The 18,632-nt window shown below is 66.5% G+C and carries 25 protein-coding genes; 19 read left to right on the forward strand and 6 right to left on the reverse strand.

The genetic code is table 11. From position 1 onward, the window contains the following. Nucleotide 1: 1 nt before the first annotated feature. The 3 genes from BXA03_RS13965 to BXA03_RS13975 form a co-directional block, all read right to left on the reverse strand. Nucleotides 2–301 (reverse strand): hypothetical protein, encoded by a 300-nt coding sequence (locus tag BXA03_RS13965; RefSeq protein WP_076508768.1) that lies wholly within the window; start codon nucleotides 299–301, stop codon nucleotides 2–4. Then, nucleotides 298–696: a hypothetical protein gene (locus BXA03_RS13970; protein WP_076508771.1), complete on the reverse strand. Its 399-nt coding sequence runs from the start codon at nucleotides 694–696 to the stop codon at nucleotides 298–300. Before BXA03_RS13970 ends, BXA03_RS13965 begins: the two co-directional genes overlap by 4 nt. A 250-nt stretch (nucleotides 697–946) precedes the next feature. Further along, nucleotides 947–1,192 (reverse strand): hypothetical protein, encoded by a 246-nt coding sequence (locus BXA03_RS13975; RefSeq protein ID WP_076508774.1) that lies wholly within the window; start codon nucleotides 1,190–1,192, stop codon nucleotides 947–949. Nucleotides 1,193–1,368: 176 nt separating this feature from the next. Here BXA03_RS13975 and BXA03_RS13980 point away from each other — a divergent pair, with 176 nt between their 5' ends. Next, on the forward strand, nucleotides 1,369–1,638 hold the full coding sequence (locus BXA03_RS13980) for a hypothetical protein (protein ID WP_076508777.1): 270 nt from the start codon (nucleotides 1,369–1,371) through the stop codon (nucleotides 1,636–1,638). A gap of 8 nt (nucleotides 1,639–1,646) precedes the next feature. Here BXA03_RS13980 and BXA03_RS13985 read toward each other — a convergent pair whose 3' ends face one another. Continuing rightward, nucleotides 1,647–1,904 (reverse strand): transcriptional regulator, encoded by a 258-nt coding sequence (locus tag BXA03_RS13985; RefSeq protein WP_076508779.1) that lies wholly within the window; start codon nucleotides 1,902–1,904, stop codon nucleotides 1,647–1,649. 82 nt (nucleotides 1,905–1,986) lie between these two features. Here BXA03_RS13985 and BXA03_RS13990 point away from each other — a divergent pair, with 82 nt between their 5' ends. The 17 genes from BXA03_RS13990 (at nucleotide 1,987) to BXA03_RS14065 (ending at nucleotide 13,575) form a co-directional block, all read left to right on the forward strand. After that, nucleotides 1,987–2,706, forward strand: coding sequence for a S24 family peptidase (locus BXA03_RS13990; protein ID WP_234983687.1), 720 nt, complete (start codon nucleotides 1,987–1,989; stop codon nucleotides 2,704–2,706). 172 nt (nucleotides 2,707–2,878) lie between these two features. Beyond that, nucleotides 2,879–3,394: a hypothetical protein gene (locus BXA03_RS13995; RefSeq protein ID WP_143476312.1), complete on the forward strand. Its 516-nt coding sequence runs from the start codon at nucleotides 2,879–2,881 to the stop codon at nucleotides 3,392–3,394. Nucleotides 3,395–3,572: 178 nt separating this feature from the next. Next, complete coding sequence (locus BXA03_RS14000) at nucleotides 3,573–3,761, forward strand: hypothetical protein (RefSeq protein WP_076508787.1); 189 nt, start codon at nucleotides 3,573–3,575, stop codon at nucleotides 3,759–3,761. Nucleotides 3,762–3,770: 9 nt separating this feature from the next. Next, nucleotides 3,771–5,018: a virulence-associated E family protein gene (locus BXA03_RS14005; protein WP_076508789.1), complete on the forward strand. Its 1,248-nt coding sequence runs from the start codon at nucleotides 3,771–3,773 to the stop codon at nucleotides 5,016–5,018. Then, nucleotides 5,015–5,203: a hypothetical protein gene (locus BXA03_RS14010; RefSeq protein ID WP_076508792.1), complete on the forward strand. Its 189-nt coding sequence runs from the start codon at nucleotides 5,015–5,017 to the stop codon at nucleotides 5,201–5,203. Before BXA03_RS14005 ends, BXA03_RS14010 begins: the two co-directional genes overlap by 4 nt. A gap of 71 nt (nucleotides 5,204–5,274) precedes the next feature. Continuing rightward, nucleotides 5,275–5,673 (forward strand): Lcl C-terminal domain-containing protein, encoded by a 399-nt coding sequence (locus BXA03_RS14015; RefSeq protein WP_083716083.1) that lies wholly within the window; start codon nucleotides 5,275–5,277, stop codon nucleotides 5,671–5,673. An 18-nt stretch (nucleotides 5,674–5,691) separates the two neighbouring features. Beyond that, complete coding sequence (locus BXA03_RS14020) at nucleotides 5,692–6,144, forward strand: Lcl C-terminal domain-containing protein (protein WP_076508794.1); 453 nt, start codon at nucleotides 5,692–5,694, stop codon at nucleotides 6,142–6,144. A 36-nt stretch (nucleotides 6,145–6,180) separates the two neighbouring features. Continuing rightward, a complete protein-coding gene (locus BXA03_RS14025) occupies nucleotides 6,181–6,546 on the forward strand; it encodes a four helix bundle protein (RefSeq protein ID WP_076508796.1) in 366 nt (121 codons plus the stop codon). Nucleotides 6,547–6,794: 248 nt separating this feature from the next. Then, nucleotides 6,795–7,898, forward strand: a complete 1,104-nt coding sequence (locus BXA03_RS14030) for an RNA-directed DNA polymerase (protein ID WP_234983688.1) — start codon at nucleotides 6,795–6,797, stop codon at nucleotides 7,896–7,898. Continuing rightward, entirely contained in the window at nucleotides 7,895–8,116 is a 222-nt protein-coding gene (locus BXA03_RS14035) for a hypothetical protein (RefSeq protein ID WP_076508798.1), read from the forward strand. The genes BXA03_RS14030 and BXA03_RS14035 overlap by 4 nt, the downstream gene beginning before the upstream one ends. After that, on the forward strand, nucleotides 8,107–8,460 hold the full coding sequence (locus BXA03_RS14040) for a hypothetical protein (RefSeq protein ID WP_076508800.1): 354 nt from the start codon (nucleotides 8,107–8,109) through the stop codon (nucleotides 8,458–8,460). Before BXA03_RS14035 ends, BXA03_RS14040 begins: the two co-directional genes overlap by 10 nt. Before the next feature lies 1 nt (nucleotide 8,461). Continuing rightward, nucleotides 8,462–9,136 carry a nucleoside/nucleotide kinase family protein gene (locus BXA03_RS14045; RefSeq protein ID WP_076508802.1) on the forward strand — a complete coding sequence of 225 codons (675 nt, stop codon included), beginning with the start codon at nucleotides 8,462–8,464 and terminating at the stop codon, nucleotides 9,134–9,136. Then, nucleotides 9,133–9,996, forward strand: coding sequence for a hypothetical protein (locus BXA03_RS14050; RefSeq protein WP_076508805.1), 864 nt, complete (start codon nucleotides 9,133–9,135; stop codon nucleotides 9,994–9,996). The genes BXA03_RS14045 and BXA03_RS14050 overlap by 4 nt, the downstream gene beginning before the upstream one ends. Then, on the forward strand, nucleotides 9,989–12,523 hold the full coding sequence (locus BXA03_RS14055) for a ParB/RepB/Spo0J family partition protein (RefSeq protein ID WP_076508808.1): 2,535 nt from the start codon (nucleotides 9,989–9,991) through the stop codon (nucleotides 12,521–12,523). The genes BXA03_RS14050 and BXA03_RS14055 overlap by 8 nt, the downstream gene beginning before the upstream one ends. Then, nucleotides 12,520–12,663, forward strand: coding sequence for a hypothetical protein (locus tag BXA03_RS26875; RefSeq protein WP_159444720.1), 144 nt, complete (start codon nucleotides 12,520–12,522; stop codon nucleotides 12,661–12,663). Before BXA03_RS14055 ends, BXA03_RS26875 begins: the two co-directional genes overlap by 4 nt. A 184-nt stretch (nucleotides 12,664–12,847) precedes the next feature. Further along, nucleotides 12,848–13,336: a hypothetical protein gene (locus tag BXA03_RS14060; RefSeq protein ID WP_076508811.1), complete on the forward strand. Its 489-nt coding sequence runs from the start codon at nucleotides 12,848–12,850 to the stop codon at nucleotides 13,334–13,336. Beyond that, nucleotides 13,333–13,575: a helix-turn-helix transcriptional regulator gene (locus BXA03_RS14065; protein WP_076508814.1), complete on the forward strand. Its 243-nt coding sequence runs from the start codon at nucleotides 13,333–13,335 to the stop codon at nucleotides 13,573–13,575. Before BXA03_RS14060 ends, BXA03_RS14065 begins: the two co-directional genes overlap by 4 nt. Here BXA03_RS14065 and BXA03_RS26565 read toward each other — a convergent pair. Together BXA03_RS26565 and BXA03_RS14070 are read right to left on the reverse strand one after the other, a co-directional pair. Further along, entirely contained in the window at nucleotides 13,553–14,494 is a 942-nt protein-coding gene (locus BXA03_RS26565) for a DUF5677 domain-containing protein (RefSeq protein WP_143476313.1), read from the reverse strand. The genes BXA03_RS14065 and BXA03_RS26565 overlap by 23 nt on opposite strands. Before the next feature lie 12 nt (nucleotides 14,495–14,506). Continuing rightward, nucleotides 14,507–15,772: a tyrosine-type recombinase/integrase gene (locus BXA03_RS14070; protein ID WP_076508816.1), complete on the reverse strand. Its 1,266-nt coding sequence runs from the start codon at nucleotides 15,770–15,772 to the stop codon at nucleotides 14,507–14,509. A 235-nt stretch (nucleotides 15,773–16,007) separates the two neighbouring features. On the opposite strand from BXA03_RS14070, the gene mutS reads away from it, so the two are divergent. Then, the gene (gene mutS / locus BXA03_RS14075; protein ID WP_076508818.1) at nucleotides 16,008–18,602 is read left to right on the forward strand and encodes a DNA mismatch repair protein MutS; all 2,595 of its coding nucleotides are present in this window, start codon (nucleotides 16,008–16,010) and stop codon (nucleotides 18,600–18,602) included. The last annotated feature ends 30 nt before the right edge of the window (nucleotides 18,603–18,632 follow it).

Genomic DNA, 18,632 nt, shown 5'->3' on the forward strand with positions numbered 1-18,632 from the left:
TCTACGCCGCAGCGCCCCAGCCGGCCAGCACGCGGCCCAGCTCAGCGGGCGACCCGCTGCCCCGCTGCGCAAGTCTTGGCGGCGCGTATTCGGCCACTGGCTTGTTGCAGTACGCCACGGCGCGCGCCCGCACCCTGACGAGATGGCCCGCACGCACGAGGTTCTTGATGGTCAAGCGCGTGGCCGTGAAACCCACCTGCGCCTTCATCGCCAGCTCGCGCTGCGTGGGTGCCCGTTCCTCGGTGGCCAGGGCCGCGGCGGCCTGCAGCAAGGCCTGGCTGACCTCTCCCGCCGGCCTCACCCGACCGCCTTCAGGCCACCGAAGGCCCGCATGCGCTCCATACGCGTGGCGAGCTGTCCGGCCAGCGACATGCATTCGTCGAACTTCGCGAGCAGCTGCGAAGCCTCGTCCTTGGGATCGAGCGGGATTGGGCGCGAGTAGCCGGCCTCACCCATCAGGTACTCGGCCAGGATGTGCACGCCCTGCTCACGCCCCAATCGCATCAGCAGCAGCAGCTGCGAAGGGCTGAGCCGCTCGCTGCGGTTGGCATTGAGGCAGTCGGACAGCTGACGCTGTGCGGCCATCGGTGTCTTGTCGGGCCAGATCCGCGCGGCCACTTCCTTGGTGCCGCCCATGGCCTGCACATGAGCGCGCAGGGCGTCGATCTCATCGTCATAGAACAGCTTGGGTTCCACGGACTCCTCCTAAGTCGTTGTCACGCGGGGTTCCGAAGCGTTCCGAATTTTTCGGAACCTTTCGGAATGCCCGCGGCGGGCAAAAAAAAGAGACTGCCGACATGCAGCAGCGAATGAAGAAAACCACCCAGCCGCCCCAGTCGCGCCAAGGCCGCCAACCACGGCCAGGCACAAGGAGGGAGGAGACGTTGAACGGCGCGCCGGATGTCGCGGCGGCCGGGTGCAAAAAGATGAAGCACGCAGGCCAACTTCAAGCGCCGGGCTTTTTTTCGACCACGCACGAATCCACGAGCGCAAGTGCCGTCAGCAGTTCATCGGCCAAGCGCATCGGGAGCGCCGTGGAGTTGCGCCCGGCCGCGTCTACCAACGCCCGCTTGATCTCGGCGGCGGCAACCTTGCCCAGCTGCGGCCGCTGCGTTCGCTTCGGACCGGCGGAACTGGTAAAGACTGTGGGCCAGACATCCGGCTGGTACACAGACCTGTGGATGAACGTCACGGTTTCCTTGCTGCCGAACCGATCTCCTCTCCGTCGGATGCGCTCGGAGGGCTTGGTGGAAGGTCGACGTGCGACTCGCTTACGCATAGCTTTTCTCCTGAATGGATGGGCAGGCGCCTGCACCCCCCAGGGGCAGAATGGAAGTCCCACAACAACCATCCCCTGGAGGGGCAGACATGAACGAAGCGGAAACGCGGGCATTCACCGGCTTGGCCGAACTCACCTTCCAAATGCAGGGAACGCTGCAAGCGATGCAGTTGATCCAAGAAGTCCTGGTGTCCGCTCTACTCATCGAGGCCCCGCACATAGTGGATCTGCTGGAATCGCAATTGGCGAAGCGACTGGCTCATGGACCGTCAGTCGAAGGTCCCGCCGAGGAGATGTACGTGCGAAACATCGAGGCCTTCCAAGAAACTCTGCGCTGCCTCGGTCCCGCCTGGAGTTAGGCCACCTATCAGGCATGGGCGCCCTCCTGCGAGGGAACCGACGCCGGAACTGCCTGCGCTCGCAGTACGTCCCATGCGACGTCTGGGCGAAGGTCTTCGCAGCGGACTACGCCGCCCGTCGCCCGCTCGATGGCGGGGCAGCGTTCGGCGGGGACGCGGCGCACCCCGTTGGCCCACTGACTGACGAGCACCGGCTGACAGCCGATGGCGGCGGCAATCGCGCTCTGTCGGCCGCGCGACTTCGTGACGTAGTCGAGGAGGTTCATAGCGCGATCTTAAGCGGGCCGCTTTATTGCCGCAAGCAGGCTGCTTCTTCACCAATCTAAGCGCCTCGCTTGCAATCCACACATGAAAACAGTGGGAACGATTCGTCGCGAGAACCTCGAACTTCTCGTGCGCGAGAGGGGAACCCTTGAGGCTGTCGCAGAGGCGGCCGGCAGCACTTCCATCTACCTAAGCCAAGTCCGAAACCAGGCTATCGACAAGGCGTCGGGCAAGCCGCGCGAAATGGGTAGCGCGATGGCGCGCCGCCTTGAGGGCGGATGTGCTAAGCCGGAAGGATGGATGGATGTGGACCACGACGATGCGCCGACAGCCCCGCCCCTATCCGTGACGCCTTCTCCTGCCTACCTGCCAGGCTTTGAAGAGCTGGTCGTGCCACTGCTGGCCAACTCTGGCGCCATGGGCGACGGCTCCGATCAACTGCCCGACGACGTGGTGGTTGGCCGCATTTCCGTTTCACCCGAATGGGCGCTGCGAACGCTCAAACCTACGAAGCTCCAAGCCCTGCGGTTCATCCACGGCTATGGCGACTCGATGGCACCCACCTTTCTGGACGGCGACGTGCTGCTGGTGGATACGGGCGTGGCAGAGGTGAAAGTGGACGGCGTCTACGTCATTAGCGCCAATGACCGGCTCTACATCAAGCGCGTGCGCCAGCGCATCAACGGTCGCCACGAGATCAGCAGCGACAACCCAGCAGTCAAGACCGTGGACGTGCTGGAGGGGGACACCCAGGTGAGCATCTTGGGCCGCGTCCTTTGGGCCTGGAACGGCAGGAAGTTGTGAGGAGAAACGAATGAGTAATCCAAAGTCGCCATCGCCCCCGCCGCGGCCGCCTGCGCCGCCGCCATCGCGGCCAATCACGCCGAATCACAAGGGTGATCGGGTTTACTACACGCCGCCTCCGCCGCCACCTCCTAGACCACCAAGCAAATAGGCAAGCAAAATGGCTCCCACTATGGAACCAGTGGAAGCCAAGACAGCAGCGGACTCCGATTGGGACAAGCGCTGCGACATCCTCTACAAATCCTGGGTGCAGGTGCGCTACCACCGCAAGCGCCAGCGCTTCTTCGACCTAGTGGACCGTGCAACAAAGGCACTCACGCTAGTGCTTGGCGCATCGTTGTTTGGTCCCTACGTCGGCAAGTCGGTTTCATGGATTGGCACAGCCATCTCGGCCATCGGCTTGATGGCACTCGTCTTCTCCTACGGAGACCGCAAGCAGCTGCACAAAGAAATGGCCGAGCGTGCGGCCGGCATCGTGCGATCCATCGAATCGGTTCCGGCCGGGCAGCTGACCGCGGCGAATACCGCCACGTGGGCGGCCGACTTTGCTGAGCTGGTGAGCAAGGCACCTCCGCCGCTCAAGACGCTGACCATGATGTGTGAGCGGGAACAGTCGACCGCAGATGGACACCCAAACCACGTCGCACCTCGGCCGCTCGGACGCCGTGTGTTCGCGCACGTTTTTTGATCGTGCGTCATGCTCACCGCCAAGCCGCCACTAGGCGGCTTTTCCATTTCTGAGCGGATCGACTCCGGGCAACCGTATGAAGCGGCCCGCGTATTTTTTTGCAAGCATCCTGCTTGACCATATAAAGCGGCCCGCTTAGTATTCTCTCCGCCGCACACGATGTGCGCAGGAGAGCCAAGTGACAACCTACCGCTGTTTCTACGCCCCGCTCGACAAGCTGGGCTCCCCCACCATGGCCGAGGCCGGCGTGCTGCCCTTCGTGCAGCTGCAGGCCACCAATGCCGAGGACGCCCTGCGCAAGGCCCACCACGTCACCGGCTGCCCGGTGACCGAGGCCCAGCGACTCGAAGACGCCGTCCAGGCCTGAGGCGCCGCCATGAGCGCCCGCAACACCGCACCGGTGGACACCGGCACCCCCGTGCAGGCCTATCTCCAAGGCCTGCAGCACGACGGCCAGTCGCGCCTCGATAGCTGGCTCCCCCTGGCTCTGCATCACACGCCGGCTTCGGTCGGCGCCGACACCTACGACTACCTGTGCCTGGTCGGCCGGTACCTGGTGCTGGGCATGGTTCAGCGCGCCATGCACCCCGGCTGCAAATTCGACTACTGCGTGGTGCTGCAGGGCCGGCCTGGCTCGCGCAAGTCCACGCTGGTGGAGGCGCTGGCCGGCGCGACGTGGTATGCCGATGCGGCCTTCGACCCCACCGAGCCGCTGGGGCCGGTCTTGAAGGACTGCTGGCTGTATGAGGTGTCCGAACTGTCTGCGATGCGCGGGCACGAACTGGCGGCGCTCAAGCAGCAGATCTCCAGCACGGCCGACGCCTACCGTCCGGCGTATCGCGGCCACTTCGTGCAGCAGCCGCGGCAATGCGTGTTCATCGCCACGACCGGGTCGACGGACTACCTCAACGCTGCGGGCAATCGTCGGTTCTGGCCTGTGCCCGTAGTAGCGGATATCGACGTGGAGTGGGTGCGCGCCAATCGCGATCAGCTTTTCGCCGAGGCCGTTGCACAGTACCGCATCGGGGCGCCGTACTGGCCGAACGAGGAGCAGGAGGCGCGGCTCTTCCTGCCGATGCAGCGACAGAACCGGATGCACCCCGCATTGGATTCGGCGCTGAGGGAGGTGCTTTCCAGGACTCCGGATGCAGCGCCCGCTGGCGGAGTGCATTCGGGCACGGACTTCGTCACCTTGGGCCAGGTGACGCGGGCGCTGGGCATCGGCGCCGCCACCAGCTCAGCCAGCATGGACCGCGCGGTCGGCCTCTGGCTGGAAGAGCAGGGCTGGAAGCACGTCAAGCGCAGCATCGCAGGCATCACTGCCTGGGGCTATCAGCGCCCGGCCGGCAGCATCAACGCTCAGGCGTCTCTGCCTCCAGCTTCGCAATCTGCGCCCGTGCGTTCTGCACCGCCTCGTACGCAGCAAGCAGCCGCGTCTCCAGCCAGTGCTCCCCTGCTCCCTTCTCCAGCTGCTCAGCCACAACCTGCGCCGCCACGATTCGTACGGCATGCGCAAAGTCTGCTTCGTCGATTCGGCTTTCAGCTGACATGGACGCCCTCCGGCAGTGATGGTGATGGCGCCAGTCTAGTCATCCGCCACGCTCGTCGGGACAAGCAGCGATGAACCCGGCCGCCCTTCCTTCCTGGGCCATCGGTGCGCTGGTCTTCATCCTGTTTGGCGTGCTGCCAGCCGTGGCCAATGTGCTGGATCTACCCGACGAGACCGACGCCCTGGCGATCACCGCCCAGGTCGCCGAGGACCTGGAGCGCGAGGGCCCGGCGTTCGCGCTCGGTGGCCCGCTGCGCTGACCGCTCCCCCGCTTTCCCACCCCGTGCACCCAGGTGCACACCCTTCCTCCGCAACCCCTGAAAGGATTCCCATGTCCACGTCCGAGAACACCCTCGCGCCCACCGTGCTGCCCGCACTGGGCGCCGCGCTGGCTGGCGGCATCTTCGCCGGCCTGACCACCGACAAGGCCGGTCAGCACTTCGCTGTCGTGCTGCTGCCCGGCCGCGCCGACAGCAAGGACTGGCCCGCTGCGCAGGCGTGGGCCAAGGAACAGGGCGGCGAGCTGCCGTCGCGCGCCGTGGCGCTGCTGCTCTTCACCCACGTCAAAGACCAGCTGCCGCGCACCTGGCACTGGACCAGCGAGCCCGATGGCGCCTCGTACGCGTGGTGCTGCTACTTCGCCTACGGCCACCAGAGCACCAGCCACCAGTCGGCCGAGCTGGCCGCCGTTGCCGTCCGCCAGATTCCGATCAGTGCTTCGATCCTTTGATGCTTGGAGCGTGACGCCATGACCATCACCCTTCAAGCCATCGAAGCCCGCCTCGACGAAGTCGCGGGCATGGTTCAGCAGTACAAGGCCGAGCAGTCCAGCCGCGTCGTGGAGATTGCCGGCGCCTCCATCGCACTCAAGCAGGGCGAGCGCTACGCCGGCGCCGTCATCGACGACGACGGCCAGGTGTTGCATCACCTCATGCTCATGGCCGGCGTGGCCACTGACGTGGGCTGGAAGCAGGCCCGGGCATGGGCCGAAGCCCAGGGCGGCGAACTGCCCACGCGGCAGGAACAGGCCCTGCTCTTTGCCAACTGCAAGCCGCATCTCCTCGGCCGCAGCCATTGGTCCTGCGAGGTCCACGAAGACGACGCCTCGTACGCGTGGGACTGCTACTTCGACAACGGCATCCAGAGCTACTACCACCAGTCGGCCGCGCTGGCCGCCGTTGCCGTCCGCAGGATTCGCTGAGTCCTTCGGTCCTTTGATCCTTTCGAGCTGAGCCCCATGGCCATCCATTCGGATCTCCCCATCTATCGCACCGGCGTGCAGCTGCTCAACCTGGCAGTGCGCGCACAGGTCCAGATGCCGCGCGAACTCAAGCGGCAGATGGGCGACAAGATCACGCAGAACTGCGTCGACATCCTGGAGCTGATGGCGCTGGCCAACGCAGCCCAGAAGCAGCACCGCGCCGAGTACCTGCAGGCGCTGCTCACCAAGCAGCGCGCCGTCACCGTGATGCTGCGCGTGGTGTTCGACATGCGGCGGCTCTCACCCAAGCTCTGGGCTGAGTCTGTGGAGCTGCTCGGGAGCATCGGGCGGCAGGCGGGTGGATGGCTCAAGTCCGCGGACAGGAAGGCGCCTGCAGCATGACGGTCACGACTCTCATGCCCGTGCGCCAGGTGAATCTGGTCGCGCCGCTGGGCCACAAGCCCACCGACATGCACGCCACGGATACGGCCGCGCCTGCGCGCGGTGCGTCCGGTGCAGCCGCCCCGCTGATCGGCGCAAGCCTTCGGCAGGACGGCCTCCATAGCGCGATGACGCCTCGTACGCGTGGAACTGCAACTTCAACAACGGCAACCAGAACAACAACCACCAGTCGGCCGAGCTGGCCGCCGTTGCCGTCCGCAGATTCCGACCTGTTCGCCAAGCTTGTGACGGCCTGGCTCGACTGCAGGCGCACGAAACGCAACAGCGCGAGTGCGCAGGCCTTCGAGGCCCGGGCCGAGCACCACCTGTACTCGCTGCACGAGGAACTGAGCAGCGGCAGCTACCGGCCTGGCCGCTCGATCTGCTTCGTCGTGACCCGTCCGCGGCCGCGCGAGGTGTGGGCGGCCGAGTTTCGCGACCGGGTCGTGCATCACCTTCTCTACAACCACATCGCACCGCGCTTTCACGCGCGCTTCGTGGCCGACAGCTGCGCCTGCATTCCGGGGCGCGGCACCCTCTACGCGGCCCGGCGCCTGGAGCACCAGGTCCGCAGCGTCACGCACAACTGGAGCCGTCCGGCCCACTACCTGAAATGCGACCTCTCCAACTTCTTCGTCTTCATCGACAAGCGGGTGCTGCTGGCGGCGCTGCAGCGCCAGGTGACCGAGCCGTGGTGGATGTGGCTGACGCAGACCGTGCTGATGCACGACCCGCGGCAGGACGTGCTGTTGCGGGCCCGCCCGCACGAGCTGGCCCTGGTGCCTGAGCACAAGCGGCTGATGAACGCGCCGGCGCATTGCGGCCTGCCCATCGGCAACCTGTCGAGCCAGTTTTTCGCGAACGTACTGCTGGACGGGCTTGACCAGCATGTGAAGCACCAGCTGCGCGCGCCGCACTACGTGCGCTACGTCGATGACTTCGTGCTGCTGCACGACAGCCCCCAATGGCTCAACGAGGCGCATGCGCGCATCGAGGCCAAGCTGGACGCGCTTCGGCTGCAGCTGAACCCCCGCAAGACGATCCTGCAGCCGGTCAGCCGGGGCATCGACTTCGTGGGCCAGCTGATCAAGCCCTGGCGCCGCACCACGCGGCCGCGGACGCTGCGCACGGCCCTGACTCGCCTGGAGACCCTGCCGCCCGGGAAGCTCTACGCGACGGGCAACAGCTACTTCGGCCAGGTCCGCCAGGCCGGCTCATCGATCAAGGAACAGGCCGCCATCGCGCGGGCCATGTTGCGGCGTGGCCATGCGGTCGATGGCGACATGACGCGCGCTTTCAGGAGACACGCATGAGTCAATCCGAATCGCGCTCCAGCGAGCGCGCCGAGCTGCTGGAGCGGGCCGAACGCCTCGCGGCCATGGATGAGGTCCGCCGCCTCTACGACCCCGACGACCATCCCAATAGCGGCCGTGCGTGCGACATCGCCATCGGGCTGGTGCTGATGGTGATCGTGCTCGTCACGCTGCTGTCGGTGTGTGCTCTCACTGCTCGGATGTGGCCATGGAGCTGACGTCCCCCGCTGCCCACGCGTCCGCGCCTGGCGCCGATCTCTTCGGCGACGGCACCGTGACCATCGAGATCCGCGGCCGCCTTTCGCAGGATGCGCAGATCCGCCACAAACCCGCCGGCGATGGTCAGCACACCGTGCCGGTGCTGTGCCTGGAGATCGAACCGCTGTCCGCGGCAGGCCACCACTACCACGCCGAGCAGGTCTACACCGAGACCACCCTGGCACTGGCAGAAGAGCGCGCCCGCGCATTGCGCAAGGGCACGCACATCACCTTGACCACCCCCTGGGCTGGCACGCGCGTGATCTTTCCGCGCGTGCAGACCATCCATACGAAGGAGGCCTGACGTGGCCCGCAAACAGCACATCATCGCGCTCACCGGCTTCGCTGGCGTGGGCAAAGATACCGTCGCCGACCTGCTGGTGACGCACCTGGGTTTCGTCAAGCTGGCCTTCGGCGACGCGCTGCGCGCCGAGGTGGCCGAGGCCTTCGACGTGGACATGGCCACGCTGTCGGACCCCAGAACCAAGCACCTGCCCACGCCGGCGCTCGCGATGGCACGGGCGCCGCTGGGGTTCGTCGGGGCGGTGGCGTTGACCATCGGCAGTGAGCATCGCGACGGCCGCGGGATGCTGGCCCAGGCATGGCTCGAGCAGGCACGCACGCCGCGCCAGGTGATGCAGTGGTGGGGCACCGAGTACCGGCGGCGCCAGTCAGCCAACTACTGGACCCGGCAGCTGGCCGCGCGCCTGGCCGGTTTGGCCCGCGCGGGCCACGACCGCATGGTGGTGACGGACTGCCGCTTCGCGAACGAAGCCGATTGCATCCACGGCGCCGGCGGCAGGATCTGGCAGGTGACGCGCCCGGGCATCGAGGCCAGCACCACGACCGAAGGCCATCACGTCAGCGCGACGGACGGCAGCGCCTTCCACCCCAGCGTCGTGCTCTCCAACAGCCATGACATCGCCCACCTGCAGCGCCTGGTGTTCGATGCGTTCATGGAGCTGGAGACTGCGCGATGAGCCGCTACGTCCCCACCGGCACGTACACGGGCGAGGACCTGGCGCGCCAGAGCGCGCGCCCGGGTGCCTATGACGCGATGAGCATTCCGAGCCGCATGGGTGATCGTCGCCTGTCGCGCGCGGAGATGCGCGCCGAGTTGGCGGCGCCGCTGCCCGCCATGCCGCTGCCCTCGCGAGCTGTCACGAGCGTGGCCGTGCCCGAGGGCGCGACGGCCGCGCCGATTCCTCTTTCTCCGCCGCCGATCCCCTCGCCCCTGCCCGTTGCCGAGCAAGCGCCCCCCCCGGTGGCCACCGTGCCGGGCCAGGTGTTCAAGCAGGGCCGCAGCACGACCAACAGCAAGCCCGAAGCCGGCGCGCAGGCTGCCGGCGCGCCGCGGTCACTGACGCCGATCAAGGGCCGCGGCATCACGGCCTACACGCCGCGGCATGGCAGCGTGCCGCACGTCATCGTGCAGCACCTTCGCGCAAACGGCGGGTGCGTGACGTACTCCGCGGCCGCAGCCATGACCGGCGCCAATGCCGGGCACCTCACCGCGATCTGCAAGGCCGCGCTCCTCGGCGGCGCGCTGATGCGCCACCGTGTCGGCGACAACCTGGTGTTGGCCCTGCCGGGATGGACGCCACCCACCGAGACAGTCGCGGCATCGCCTGCAGCTGCGCTCTCTCCCATGCCTGACCGAGTCGCGCAGGATCGGCCGCCCGAGGCGATGACGCCCCACGCGGCAGCTATTGCCGCCTCCATCACCACCCTCAACACCAGCCTGGCCGAGGCCGTGCGCGCTTACGAGCGCGCCGGCCAGGCCCTGGCCCAGCTGCAGGCCGACCTGCAGGCCCACCAGGAAGGAGCCGCCAATGGCTGAGATCGCCACCCCCGTCGACTCGAAGACGTGCACGGCCTGCAAGACGGCCAAGCCGGTCGACGAGTTCAGCAAGAACGCCAGCAACGCCGATGGCCTGCAGCGGCACTGCAAGGCCTGCATGCAGCTCATGAAGGCCAAGTCCACTCCGCGCACCGCCGCGGCCGCAGACGCCGGCGCACCGGCTGAGCTGCCAGTCGATCAAATCGTGCCCAGCCTCACCAACCGGCACATCGACGAGACCGAGCCCGAGATGCTGGAGCTGGTCTCCAGCGTGCGCCGGCTGGGCGTGCTGGAGCCGATCATCGTGCGCGTGCTGCCGGCCAACCGGCTGGACGAGACGGCCCGCAGGGACGCTGGCCGGCCCCGCCCGGGCTGGGAGATCGTCGCCGGCGAGCGCCGCTGGCGTGCTGCCCGCCTCGCCGAGCTGAAGACCATCCCGGCTATGGTGCGCGTGCTCGACGACACCGAGGTGCTGGAGATCCAGATCGTCGAGAACCTGCAGCGCAAGGGCCTCAGCGAGCTGGAGGAGGCCGAGGCCTACCACCGCCTGGTCGAGCAGGCGCACGTGCCCAAGGAAGAGATCGGCGAGCGCGTGGACCGCTCGCGCAGCTACGTGTACCAGCGCCTCAAGCTGCTGGACCTGAACCCCGCCGGACGCGAGGCGCTGCGCAAAGGCAAGCTGGACTTCAGCAAGGCCCTCATCGTGGCGCGCATCCCGAACGACAAGCTGCAGATCAAAGCGCTGGGCCAGGCCACGGGGGAAGAGCGGTACGGCTCGCCCATGAGCAAGGTCGAGCTGCAGCAGTGGGTGCAGACGAATGTGATGCTGTCGCTCAAGCGCACGAAGTTCGACATCAAGGACGCTACGCTCAACGCCGGCGCCGGCGCTTGCATGTCCTGCCCCAAGCGCACCGGCGCGCAGCCCGACGTGTTCGCCGACGTCGACAGCCCGGATCTGTGCATCGACACGACGTGCTATCGGGCCAAGGAGAAGGACCACGATGACCGGCGGTTCGAGGAGGCACAGCGCGAGGGCAAAAAGGTCATCGAGGCGGCCAAGGCTGAGAAGCTGGCCGGAGCCGGCTCCTACGGCGGGAAGTGGCTGGCAGGCCACTACGACCTCGACGCCCATCCTGACTACCAGCTTGACGTCGACGGCACCACCTTGCGCCGAGCGCTGGGCAAGCACTGCCCGCCGCCCGTGCTGGTCAAGCATCCGACGACGGGCGCCGTGCACGAAGTGCTGACCGTCGACAAGGTGAAGAGCCTGATTGCAGAGCACGGCCTGACACGGACGGCGAAGCGCGCGGCCAAGACTGAGGCCGATGCGGCAGAAGTGAAGAAGGTCGAGCGCCGCAAGCCCATCGATGAGCGCCCCGAGTATGAAGAGCGGTGGCGGCGGCAGGTGCTGGCCGCGGCCGATGCCAAGCTCAAGACGATGGACGCGATCCCCGCTGAGCTGCTGCGCGCGTTTCTGCTCGACAAACTCAGTGGCTACAACGAATCGTCGTTCGGGCCCGCGCTGGATTTGGGCGACGAGTTCGATGAAGACCAGGCCACCGAGCGCCTGCGCATGGCCCCCGAGGCCGAGCTGCCGACCATCTTCCTGCGCTGGATGCTTTGGGACGCCGAGGACGGCTACGACGCATGGGACGAGGACGCCCAAGCCCAGCAAGGCCCACGCACGCCGCTCTTCGAGCTGATCCACATGGCCGGCGTCGACCTCGCCGCAGTACAGGCCGACGTGCATCGCGAGATGGAAAGCGAGGACCGCGCCGCCGACATGGAAGCGGCCGAGGCCAAGAAAGCCGAGAAGGCCGCGGCCAAGGCCCAAAAGGCATCCGCCGCAACCGCCCCGCCTGCGGCGCCCGCCGCTTCCGCGAGGGGCAAGGCCCGTGCTGGAAAGACCCGTGAATCCGAGGCCCGTGCCGGCATCGCCGATGCGCTGCGCGCTGCGGAAGGGAGTCATAACCAGGCGCCTGACGGCGCAGGGCTGGAGGGCGCTGCGGCAGCTGCCGCATCGCATGGCCAGGCGGCCGCGGCCGCGGCAGAAGAGGAAGGCGCGGCACTCGCCGCGCCGGACGCCGCGCACCCCACATTGAAGCTGACGCAGGCGTGGCCCTTCCCGACCACAGAGAAGGTCCTATCGCCACGCGTCTTTCAAATCGGCGACCTGGTGCGCGTGCGCGACATAGACGTACTGCGTCGCAATGTCCGTGGAAGGGTCGGCCGAATCACGGGCACCACCAACGATGGCCGCGTGCAACTTGTGTATGGGCCGCGGTCGAGCGACACGGTCATGATCTTGGTCGAACACATCGACCCCTACTTGGCCGACGTCCTGCCGGGCAGCCAGGTGCGCGTGCTGCGCACTGGCCTGACGATGCAGCGCGCGGCATTCGAGTGGCGCACCGGTGAGGCAATGCGCCTGCAGGCTGACGGCTGGGTCATCGCCTTCCCGGCCGATGGCAAGCACGAGGCCTGCGAGTCCACCTTCGGCGCCGAAGAGCTGGAGGTGCTGCCGTGAGCCCCGAGACCTTCCTCGCCCTGGTAACGCTCGGCAGCGCGGCCTTCATCTTCTCGGCCGGCTTCGTCGCCGGACGCGCCTGGACCGCGTGGCGCGTCAGCCGCCAGGTTCCGCGCATATCGGAAGGCGGTTTAGCTTGAACACGCCTCTTTCACCGACCCGGCGCGGTGTTCCGCTCTACGGGTTCTTCGCTCGCCCGAGGGGCCTACTGCTCAAAGTCCACGCAGAGCCGTGCATCTACGCCTCTGGCTACATCCAATCACTGCGCCCGCGCTGGCCGGGCCCGACTGCCGCCATTCGATGGAACGGCCGAGGAGGTCAACAATGACCCATGGCCGCAAGCCCCGCCGGCCGCGGCGGATCTCGCTCGACCCGGTGCGCTTGGCGCGCAACGGCGCCACGCGGCTGACGCCGCCCGAGATCGCCAGCGCAATCGACCCGCTGCGCGCGGCCGCGCGCGCACTCGCCCGTGGCGTAGCCACGGAAATGGACTGGTTTACCGCGGCCAGCGCCATGAACGTGGCCCAGGGCATCGAACACCAGGGCGTGGTGCGCGGCCTCAGCGAGCACGTGCACGGCGCCGAAGTGGCCCTGCGCGAGATCCAGCGGCGCGCCATGGTCAGCGGCGCCTGGCTGCCGCCCGAGTTGCACGTCGACGAGATCGAGCGCATCGACACGGCCGTCGACTTGCACGAGTTCCAGCTGCAGCAGCTGAGCTACAGCGAGTTCCGCCAAGTTGCGGTGCGCGTCGAAGCCGAGATTCGCTGCACCGGCGGCCGCGTGATGCAGGGACTTGCAGGAGCGGTGACATGACCGTGCCGCGCTTCTATCTCAGCAAGGAAGAGCTGCCGGAAGCGACCGCGCTTTCGCGCAGCACCATCGAAGAAGAGATCCGCCAGGGTCGATTCCCCAAACCGCGGCTCTTGAGCAAGCAGCGCGTCGGCTATCTGCTTCGAGAGGTGATGGAGTGGGCGGAAAGTAGACCAGTCGCGGATCTGCCGCCTCCTTCCAACACTTGCCGAAGAAAAGTTAACCAGGATCGCGAAAACTGAAATTAATTGAAGGTATTGAGAGCATTGCCGGCCGCCAATCAGTCGTGTACTGTTTTCTGAACGCGGCGATCTCTCCAGACCTGTATTCTTTCAGTATTGCAAAATAACTATCGAACGCGACCGAAGTGAAATATATAAACAACTCATTAAAGCTCTTAATATTTCTTATTGGCGTCAATCGCACGCGCGTCGCTTCAACAATGACGGCAGTGCTCATGTCCCTTGCGTGGACCAGCTTTGACGCCTTCCCATAGAAAAACGAGTATTTTTCACGCTTGTTTATTCTTTTCGCGATTGCCGCGATAGAGGGCGCACCCGCGACTTTAAACCAATCGGTCTCAACCCCTCGCTTATCTTTGGCTTGTTGGAATTTGATATTTATCGGAGCGTATTTTTCTGAAGCAAGATGCTGATCAAGCATTGCAATGGCTTCGGATGCCTGCTGTTCAAGCTGCGCGTCAGTGACCACGGGCCCCTCATCGACCCAAGAGGCAAACGCCCTTCTGTATTCTTGAGCTTCCTCTGTAGAAGGAATAACTCGTTCCGCCCAGATCCGCTGCTCTCTCCATTGCGCAACCTGATATGCCGACGCGATTTCGTCCGTAGTATCAGCAATCATCCATTCGAGATAAAGGGAGGCTTCAAAAGCGGCTCGAAGCGGAACGAACGCCGCATCGCAGCAGCAGCGCGAAATAAGCACATGCGCTGCGTCTAGCATCATTACAACCTGCTTCAGCAACGTACCGCAAATGAGAATGTGTTTATCCGTAGCGGGACACGAAGCTAACGCTCTTGGCACTAGATTCGATCCATAATTGACCAGCTGCTCCAGCATATCGACCTGAGCAGAGTAGTAAGCTTTGACATCGGCCTCCGCTAAATCTCTGTCTAAGAATGTCGCGTGTGGATTTTCTGGCATAACTCCGATACCCTATTGCTGTGCGAGCTCCTCAAGTCTAGCGGACCATTTCTCCAACCAAATGCGGCGTTCGACGTCATAAGAGTGGCGGTTGTAAACACCTTGGATGCCGGGCGGGAGATGGCCCAGTACAGCCTCCGCCACCGCATCAGGGCAGCCCATCGCCGCCAACTGGGTACGAACGGTGCGGCGTAAATCGTGGGGCGCCCAGTGCTCCACCGGCAAACGCGGCCGCAGGACGTCCGGCCGCGTCTTCGAGTAAGGCATGTGGTACCAGACCGCCACGCCCATCACCTTCTGGTCGACCGGCCCTTCCGCCGGCGGCCGTTTCGGAAACAGGTAACCGCTCGGCGTGTTGGCCAGCCGCCGGCGGACGACTGCCTCGGCCCGGCCAACCAGCGGTACGCGTAGATCTGTGGCGTGCTCGATGCGGCTGGTCTTTGTCTTGGCCTTAGGCACCGTCCACCATAGGCCGTCGTTTTCCTCGGAGATCTCCCTGGCCTCCATGGCCACGATCTCGGCGCCTCGCGCACCGGTCCACAGGTAGAGCGTTAGGCCGTCGTCGATCAGGCTGGTGAAGTTGGGCAGCCAGCGCAGTAGCAGGCCGAGCTCGACGTCGCTGAGCACCCGCTTGGCAGTGATGCGCTCCCCCTGTACCAGCTTGCCTTTGCTGCGCAGGCGGCCGCGCATGATGAGACGCCACCAGTTGGGCGTTTCCTCGGGCAGTCTGCCGGCGTCGAGCGCGTAGTCCCATGCCGCGCCCAGTTCTTGCCGAATCTGGCCGGCGAGCACCGGCGTCTTGGCCAAGCCCTCAAGCAGGCTGAATGCGTCGGCTCGCTTGAGCGTGGCGGCCTGGTGGTCGTCGATTGCGCCTAGGTAGCCTTCGAGCAGGCGCCGGACCTCTGCACGCCCTTTCGGCTTGCGGTGGACGTCAATGTGGCCACCCAAGTAGTCCTGCACCAACTGCCGCACTGGATAGCCAGCAGCGCGGCGCTTTGGCGCGGCCGCGGCCGCCCTCGCGGCCTTCTTGGCGTCGACGGGATCGACTCCCCCTTTGCGGCCGGCTCGCAGGTCTTCCCAGAGCGCCTGGGCCTTGGCCAGCGTCATCGCCGGCCACTGGCCGATGGTCAGTTGCCGCATCCGGCCATCGGCAGCCTTGTAGCGGTACACCCAGGACCGCCGCGAGGTGCTGGCCGCCAGGCGCAGGCCTGGAGACTCGGGCACGATAATCGTCTGGCCAGGCTGCAGCAGCTTTGCCTCGCGCGCATCGAACGGCATGGGAAATCCTTGGCGTAGATTTCCCGGAGGCTCGCCGCACCACCTGGTGTAGCTTTTGAAAAACCAGGGCTAAAACCTACGCCGTTTGCCCAAGTGTAGTGAAGCGCGGATGAGTGCGGTTAGCGTGAGTCGGCGACATCGAACCCGGACCTTTGTGAATACCGACAAGCACTTGCAAGAAAAAAGCCCGCAAGATCAAGCATCTACGACACCGGACTTTTTGCATCACACGCCCATGATGGCGCAGTACCTGCGCCTCAAGGCCGACCATCCCGAGACACTGCTCTTCTACCGAATGGGCGACTTCTACGAGCTGTTCTACGCCGATGCCGAGAAGGCCGCGCGACTGCTCGACATCACGCTCACCACACGCGGCCAGTCGGCGGGCTCGCCGGTGGTCATGGCCGGCGTGCCCTTCCACTCGGTCGACACCTACCTCGCGCGCCTCATCAAGCTGGGTGAGTCGGTCGCGATCTGCGAACAGGTGGGCGAGGTCGGCGCCGCCAAGGGGCCGGTCGAGCGCAAGGTGGTGCGCGTGGTCACACCCGGCACGCTCACAGACGCCGAACTGCTGGCCGACAAGAGCGATGCCATCCTGATGGCGGTGCATGCCGGCCCTCGCAACGCCTGCGGCCTGGCCTGGCTCAGCGTCACCGGCGCCGAGGTGCACCTGGCCGAATGCGAAGCCGATGCGCTCGAAGGCTGGCTGCAGCGGGTGGGCCCGAGCGAGTTGCTCTACAGCGCCGAGGTCACGCCCGCCTTCGAGCAGCGCCTGAAGCTGCAGCGCGAGCCGGGCGGCTTCACGCTGTCGGTGCGGCCGGCCTGGCAGTTCGACCCCGGCCTGGGCGAGCGCAAGCTGCGCGAGCAATTGGGCGCTGCCAGCTTGGCGGCCTGGGGCGCCGACTCGCTGGGCCAGGCCCATGCCGCCGCCGCCGCACTGCTGGGCTATGCCGAACACACGCAGGGCCGCACGTTGTCGCACCTGCAGCGTCTGGCCGTCGAGCGCGATGGCGAGCTGATCGAGCTGCCCGCCACCACGCGGCGCAACCTCGAATTGGTGCAGACGCTTCGCGGCGAGGAATCGCCCACCCTCTTCTCGCTGCTGGACAGCTGCATGACCGGCATGGGCAGCCGCATGCTCAAGCGCTGGCTGCTGGCGCCGCGCCGCGACCGGGCCGAGGCCCAGGCCCGACTGGGCGCCGTCGGCGCCCTTCGCGCGCCGGCGCCCGGTGAGACCGCCGCGCCCTGGAAGCTGCTGCGCGAACAACTCAAGAACACCAGCGACGTGGAGCGCATCGCCGCGCGCGTCGCGCTGCGCCAGGTGCGGCCACGCGAGCTGGTCGCGCTGCAACTGGCGCTCACCAAGTGCGAGCGCCTGGGGCCGCTGCTGCCGAAGGGCGCGCCGCTGCTGGGCTACTTCGCCGAAGAGCTGGTGCCGCCACCGGGCTGCGCTGAGCTGCTGGCGCGTGCCATCCAGCCGGAACCCGCCGCGCTGATCCGCGAAGGCGGCGTGATCGCCACCGGCTTCGACGCCGAGCTGGACGAGCTGCGCGCCATCGGCGAGAACTGCGACGGCTTCCTGCTGGAGCTGGAGACGCGCGAGCGCGCCCTGACCGGCATCGCCAACCTGCGAGTGCAGTTCAACCGCGTGCATGGCTTCTACATCGAGATCACGCAGAGCGCCCTGTCGCGCGTGCCCGAGCACTACCGCCGCCGCCAGACGCTGAAGAACGCCGAGCGCTTCATCACGCCCGAACTCAAGGCCTTCGAGGACAAGGCCCTGTCGGCGCAAGACCGCGCCCTGGCGCGCGAGAAGTGGCTCTACGAGCAGCTGCTCGATCAGATGCAGCCACATGTGCCGGCCCTCACGCGTGTGGCCGCCGCGCTGGCCTCGCTCGACGCCCTCGCGGCCCTGGCCGAGCGGGCGCACATGCTGAACTGGAACGCGCCCAGCTTCGTGGCCCATCCCTGCATCGAGATCGAGCAGGGCCGCCATCCCGTGGTGGAGGCACGCCTGGCCGAAAAATCCAGCGGCGCGTTCATCGCCAACGACACGCGCCTGGGGCCCAGCCAGCGCATGCAGGTCATCACCGGCCCGAACATGGGCGGTAAGTCGACCTACATGCGGCAGGTGGCGATCATCGTGCTGCTGGCCTCCATCGGCTCCTGCGTGCCGGCCGCGAGCTGCCGGCTCGGGCCCATCGACGCCATCCACACCCGCATCGGCGCGGCCGACGACCTGGCCAATGCCCAGTCCACCTTCATGCTGGAGATGACCGAGGCTGCGCAGATCCTGCACAGCGCCACGCCGCATTCGCTGGTGCTCATGGACGAGATCGGCCGCGGCACCAGCACCTTCGACGGCCTGGCGCTGGCGGCGGGCATCGCGGCGCATCTGCACGACAAGGCCAAGTCCTTCACCCTCTTCGCCACGCACTATTTCGAGCTGACGGAGTTTCCGGCCACGCACCGCGCCGCGCTCAACATGCACGTGAGCGCGACCGAGAGCGGCCGCGACATCGTCTTCCTGCACGAGATGCAGCCCGGCCCCGCCAGCCGCAGTTACGGCATCCAGGTGGCGCGGCTGGCCGGCATGCCGGCGGCGGTGCTTCACCATGCCCGCGGCGCGCTGGAAGCCCTGGAGTCGCAGCAGACGCAGGCGCAGGCCCAGGTGGACCTGTTCGCGCCGCCGCCCGCAGCCCAGACGCCGCAGGAGAGCCCCGTAGAATCCGCGCTGGCCACGCTCGACCCCGATGCGATGAGCCCCCGGGAGGCGCTCGAAGCGCTCTACACACTCAAAAAGCTGCACCAACGCGAGCGTCGGGACTGAAGCCTCCGCGGCCCGCCCGCCGACCGCGCA

Source organism: Pseudacidovorax sp. RU35E (genome assembly GCF_900156165.1).
GTDB lineage: Bacteria > Pseudomonadota > Gammaproteobacteria > Burkholderiales > Burkholderiaceae_C > Xenophilus.